Here is a 6,330-nt window from a genome sequence, read left to right as displayed (position 1 = left end):
CCCTCGACTTTTTATCAATACGGGCGTAGAAATCGAAGATTTCTATATAAATTTGCAGCCTAGTTACTCGCAATGTTTTTATTGTGATAAGACATAACGGATTAATACTATGGTACTACCTAAAATACAAGAGATTGTGATTAATGAATTTTCATTATACAAACTCAAATCAGAAATCGTTCTTGACATGAACGATGGCGTATTTTGTTTAGCTGGGGCAAATGGGCTTGGAAAGTCTACATTTATCTCAATACTTTCTTATGCTTTAACTGGAATTGTGGTAGATCCTAAAAAGAATTTTGCATCAGTAAATTCAATCCCCAAGTTTTTTAAAAACAATGAAAAGTTTGCATCATCTTACTTTAATGGTCGAATTGATGAGTCGAAGAGGGAATTAGCTGATGTTTCAGTAAAATTTAATATTTCCAATTTTGAATATCAAATAAAGCGTAGTTTTTTTGATGCTTCTGGGTTGAGTAAATTTTCCAGAATTGACACAGAAACTGGTGAAGAAACAATAGATCAGTCTTTAACTTCTTATGGATTTTTATCACAATACCAAGAGTTATTTGCTAAAGATATCGGAGTTACTACTTTTGAACAATATGTTTTTTTACAAAATTTTGTTCTTACTTTCGATGAAAGTAAAAAGCTTATTTTTTGGGATGATTCTATAATGAATCGTGTTCTTTATTTGTTTTTTGGAATAGATGCCCAAAAAGCTGATGTCGCTGATGATTTGAGAAAGAAGATAGCTAAACACGAATCCAATATGCGAAATTTGCAATGGAGCATAACTCAAAACTCTCGACTTTTAAATGAACTAATTTCTACTGCTACAACCAATTCTAATAATTCTGAAACAATTGAAGCTACGCTAACTCAACTGGAAGAGAAAGAAGAGGAACTGGCCCAATTGCATGAAGCAATGCAGACAAATCAGTCTCACGCAAGAAGTTGTGAGCTAAATGTCAGCAATATATCATTGAAAGTATCAAATCTAAAGAAACAATATGATGATGCTTTTAATAACATGTATAATGTTGATATTCCTATTGAGAAAGACCAACATATAGTAGGCATGTTGCGTCATATATCAAAAAGAATACTAAACAATGAAGATGTAACTCAGGATTTTGAAGACCTCAAATACCGTATAAAATCCGTTAGTGAAAACCTTCGTGCAAATGTAAAGAACAACAATATTGAACTCTTAAAATCTATTGATAAAGAAATTCAGAAATTACAAGGCGAACTGAATGAATTAATGCTACAAAAGGAACGTTTAGCAAAAGAATCCGTAGATATTAATGCTAAAATAATTGAGACCACAAGCTTCATTGAGAAATTCAAAACCGAAAATGAGCAAATCATTATTCAGGCTCTAAAATTGAAAGACGACGATATTAATAAACGCATAGAGGCTTTAAAGAGCATTATTAATAAGGATGAATTAAAAAAAGAAGAGGATACAAAAATAAGAGACCAAAGCAAGATAGACCTTGGCATCATAGAAAAAGAAATCCGCAAAAACTATCACAGTGCAGAAGAACGGTTCTTGCCTATTTTCAAAGGATATGCTAATAGTTTTATTGGATTAGATATTGATGTGGAACTCAAATCATCCAGTAAGGGTATTGGTCTGATTTTAAAGGTCAATAACACGGAAAGAACCGAACGTTTTCAACTATCTGAAAGTCAACAATACTTCATTGATATTGCATTACGATTTGCTTTGATTGAATTTACATCATCGCCTAATGCCTTCATGTTAATTGACACACCTGAAGGTTCTTTAGATATTGCATATGAAAGTCGAGCAGGAAAAATGTTTGCTGATTTTGTCTTAAAAGGTTATGACGTGGTAATGACTGCCAATATTAATTCATCCCAGCTTCTTTTACAAATGGCAAAAAAATGTAAACGTGCAAAGATGAAAATTGAGCGCATGACCAATTGGACTATATTATCAACTGTTCAACAAGAAGAGCAAGATGTCATAGAAGGTGCATTCAATAACATAGAAAGAGCATTAGATGGAATCAATTAACCCATATGCAATATACGACACCTTATTTGTAGGCAATAAATTACAACGATATATTGGAGATTTCAATTCTTCAGAGGTTCAATTGTTTTGTTATTTTTCATGCTTATTGTCTCTCTATGAGGGAAATCCTACATCTTTTTGGGGTTACAAATTTATCAAGAACGATTTAGGAGTTCCTCTTTCTACGGATGTATATAATGCTCTTGATTGTTTGCTTAGGAATAATGAATTAGAAAAAATTGACAACTACTATCAAATTACAAGTGAAGGTAAATCTAAATGTAATATTTTATCTGAATTAGGGCGATTTGAGAACAGGAACAAATACTTAGAAGCTGCTTGTGAAAGCTTACTTGCCCTGCCTATTGGATACATAAGAAATTCTATAATTAGCGACCCTATTGTAAGAGCTGCAAATAATTCTTCAGTCAGAACTTTAGTTGATGAAGAAAACGGTGCTGTTGCTCTATTATATGACCAATTTGAACTCTTAAAAGAAGCAATAAACTCACAGGATGCAGACCTATTCGTCCCTGCGGTCACTTGGCTTAAATATCTCCAACTACCAAAAGAAGTAAATCAAGATGCTGAATAAAGAACGGGATATAAATACTATTAAAGAGATGTTGTCGTCGGATTATACATCTTGTATACACAATGATTATGGTGTCGTTGGGATAAACAACTTAAAAATGACACTTGAGGTTATTTCTAATATTTTCAAATTTATAAATCTCCGCAACTTCTCTTCCATAATAATTTTCAATTCAGATAGCTACAAACTGTCAGATAAATTTTCAACTTATTCTACCATTAATAATTTTGCACATCTCGGAAGTATAAATAGCGATAATTTGGTGATACAAATCAATAGCCTTGATGAGATAATAGCTACTACGTCCACGGTAACAATAAGCGAAATAACACCTACAGACTTTGTATATCAATATACACCTAAAAGGGAAATGTTCCACACAAGAACGTCTATTTGTGATTTACCTAAAGTCCCGGGGACAGATAGTTGCTTTGCTGTATCCACATTTAAGTCTTTAGAGGAAGCTATGTCTCATTACAAAACAAGTGTAGTGAGGTTTGCCGATTGTTTGCATATAAAAACCGCATTACACTCAGAAGAACGGATATTTTTCAAACCTCATCCCGAGCATTTATTAAGAGATTCAATGGTTTATTTTTTAAAAGCAAGACTAAGAGGGGAAGGGTTAGAGGTTAGGCCAGAACAAGCTGTTGACACCTCTCATCCTGTTGATGTAAAAGTTACTTGGGGATTTACAAATCATATTGCATTGATAGAGATTAAGTGGTTGGGAAAGTCATTAAATAACGATACGCTTACATTTACATCTAACTATACTGATAGTAGAGCTAGAGATGGTGCAACACAACTCGCTGAATATTTGGACGCAAATGCGATTCAAGTACCTAATCATAATACAATTGGATATTTAGTAGTATTCGATTTGAGACGCAAATCAACTAAAATAGATACAACACAAATAACTCAAGCTGACGGGTACTGGTACGAGGACAAAGAAATCACTTATAACCCGCAATATCATATTACCCGAAAAGATTTTGCTCCTCCAACAAGAATGTTCATAACCCCTCAATGTATACTCAATGATAATTAACGAGGAGTTTTTATTGAGAGATAAAAATGTCTCAACTGCCGTAGATACAATTAATGCATCTCGGCATAGATGGTATTATTATAAAGAAGGATTTTCTCCTTCTTTGGTGGAAAATGCTATTGACACTTTAGAATTAACATCGTCTGATGTAATAATCGATCCTTTTAATGGAAGTGGTACTGTAACACTTACTGCTGCAATGAAGGGAATAAAATCCTTTGGATTTGAGGTTAATCCTTTTACAGCTTTCATTGCAAAAACAAAAGTCGAAAGTGCCAATATCACTACGTTTGACAATGTATGTCAAGATGTTTTAGAGGGAGTAAAAAGACAAAAAAAATCACCACTTCTTACATTTTCCACTTTTTCTGAGTATTCCAATAAATCTAAATGGCTGTTTAATGCGGATATTTTAAATTCTTTTGAAGGAGGAATATCAAGGTTGAACAAAGTAGAAAACAGCAACATTCGAGATATATTAAAGTTGTCTCTAATTGGTTCTACAATGGATAACTCAAATGCTCGAAGAGATGGTAAGTGTTTGAGATATAAAAACAACTGGAAAGAATTAAATTTTGATAAGACCCTATTCATTAAATCTTTAGAAAAACGGCTACTCGCTATTCGTGAAGATTTAGCAAAAGAAGATAAACTGACAGCCCCAAAAATAGTTTGCGGTGACTCAAGAGCTGTTATAAAGGAAGAGCTTACCGAGAAATTTTCTCTTTGCATAACATCACCTCCATATCTAAACACGTTTGATTACACAGACATCTACAGACCGGAGTTATTTCTAGGCCGGTTTGTTAATTCAATGAGCGAACTATATGATTTGCGATTGACAACTGTTCGTTCTCACGTTCAGGCTAAATGGGATAAACCTAGCCAAAGTAATTTTGGAACTCTTTATGATGTAGCACTAAAAGAAATACTACAAAGAAGGGAAAATTTAATGCACAAAGATATTCCGGTCATGATTCAAGCCTACTTTGAGGATATGCAAAACATATTGTCTATTCTTCGAAATAAAGCAAAGAATAATGCAGAATTATGGCTTGTTGTTTCTACTTCGGCTTATGCGGGAATTGAAATTCCCGTAGATATGATTATTGGGGAAATCGGGAATAAAGTCGGGTGGTATCTAAAAGATATAGGTGTATTAAGGTATTTAAAAAAGAGAAAAAGTAAATACAGCAATGAGATCAATCAATTACGGGAAAGTGTTGTGATTTTCACAGCTTCAAAATAAATTATCCTGTGCTACTTCGTAATAGTAACACAGGATATTTTTATTCTCCCTTCACTAAATGCTGTAACTCCGGGTCGTTTTTGATGCGCTCCATTTCATCAATGACTATCTGCTTAACATCCTGCTTTATCCGGTCATAATTAAGTTGGATTTGTTCTTTCATCAGGTCGTTACCATCTGCATCCCGGAAGTCGATAATCTCCGGTATCTTTTCATAGTGGGCAGTTTCACGTTTTACCTTCTCGTTATCCACCACAATTTCGGCATGGAAAATCTTTTGGTCTATCCGTTCATCAAAATTATCACTGACCGCACCCACGAACATTCCCTGCGTAAGATTGGATATTTTACTGGCAGGTATCAAACTGTCCATCTGCGTACTGATTGAGGTTGATTTATCCTGACGGTTGATTGTCATAGACTGGCGTTTCTGCAAAACTTTCCCGAATCGGTCTGACAATGTTTTCGCTGTTTCTCCTACGACCTGACCGCTAAAAATATTTCCAACTGTATTTTGAATTACTTTACTTTCCTTATCGCCATAATCCCTTGTTAGCTGGCTGTAATCCTGAAAACCCAAACAGACTGCTACTTTATTGGAACGGGCGGTGGCTATCAGGTTATCCAACCCCCTAAAGTAAATTGTGGGTAGTTCATCTATAATAACTGAACTTTTAAGCTGTCCTTTCTTGTTAATTAGCTTCACTATACGACTGTTGTACAGTCCCAAAGCGGCGGAATAAATATTCTGCCTATCGGGATTGTTACCGACACAAAGTATTTTCGGTTCGTTCGGGTTATTAATATCCAGCGTAAAATCATCACCCGTCATTACCCAGTACAATGCCGGGCTTATCATTCTTGACAATGGGATTTTTGCCGATGCGATTTGACCCTGTAACTGGTCTTGGGCTTGAGATTCCCACGCATCCATGAAGGGACTTAAATAATTCTCAAGTTCCGGGTAGGAAGTCAGGATAACAAATGTGTCTGCATACTTCCGGTTCAGGAACTCGATGGCGTGCGGGAACGTGCAATACTTTCCGTCTTTATATATCTTGAGAAACCAAATAATCGCAGCCAGCAGGATAATCGGGGATTCCACAAAGAAGTCGCCTTGCTTCTGAATCCAGCTTCGGTTCAGGTTCAGCATAATGGTGTATGCCGATTCATAAGCATCCGATATATCTGTCATAAATGCCGGATTGATAGGATTACATCGGTGGCTTCGACGTGGGTCGTCAAAATTGATAACATAGAAGGTGGGTTTTACTTTATAAGCATCCGAATGGTTCATCAGATGATTGTAAGCGATTTCCGATAAGTCTGGGTCGGGTAGGTCAGCACCCTTGCGGGTGCTTTCCCCCCTAAGAACCGTGCGT

5 protein-coding genes are annotated in these 6,330 nt (G+C 35.4%); 4 read left to right on the top strand and 1 reads right to left on the bottom strand.

Annotated elements, in window-relative coordinates:
• The first annotated feature begins 109 nt into the window (after nucleotides 1–109).
• Genes D0T49_RS12600 through D0T49_RS12585 form a run of 4 tightly spaced genes read left to right on the top strand, consistent with a single transcriptional unit; the run spans nucleotide 110 to nucleotide 4,948 of the window.
• Nucleotides 110–2,050 (top strand): AAA family ATPase, encoded by a 1,941-nt coding sequence (locus D0T49_RS12600; RefSeq protein ID WP_163632216.1) that lies wholly within the window; start codon nucleotides 110–112, stop codon nucleotides 2,048–2,050.
• Nucleotides 2,037–2,645, top strand: a complete 609-nt coding sequence (locus D0T49_RS12595; protein ID WP_163632213.1) for a hypothetical protein — start codon at nucleotides 2,037–2,039, stop codon at nucleotides 2,643–2,645. Before D0T49_RS12600 ends, D0T49_RS12595 begins: the two co-directional genes overlap by 14 nt.
• Nucleotides 2,635–3,699, top strand: a complete 1,065-nt coding sequence (locus D0T49_RS12590; protein WP_163632210.1) for a hypothetical protein — start codon at nucleotides 2,635–2,637, stop codon at nucleotides 3,697–3,699. Before D0T49_RS12595 ends, D0T49_RS12590 begins: the two co-directional genes overlap by 11 nt.
• Nucleotides 3,689–4,948, top strand: a complete 1,260-nt coding sequence (locus tag D0T49_RS12585) for a site-specific DNA-methyltransferase (RefSeq protein ID WP_163632206.1) — start codon at nucleotides 3,689–3,691, stop codon at nucleotides 4,946–4,948. The genes D0T49_RS12590 and D0T49_RS12585 overlap by 11 nt, the downstream gene beginning before the upstream one ends.
• A gap of 40 nt (nucleotides 4,949–4,988) precedes the next feature.
• Here D0T49_RS12585 and D0T49_RS12580 read toward each other — a convergent pair.
• On the bottom strand, nucleotides 4,989–6,330 hold a 1,342-nt coding region (locus tag D0T49_RS12580; RefSeq protein ID WP_163632202.1), incomplete at its 5' end, for a TraM recognition domain-containing protein.

It is taken from the genome of Paludibacter sp. 221 (genome assembly GCF_010501035.1).
GTDB lineage: Bacteria > Bacteroidota > Bacteroidia > Bacteroidales > Paludibacteraceae > QVMH01.
This window is presented reverse-complemented; position numbering and strand designations above follow the sequence as displayed.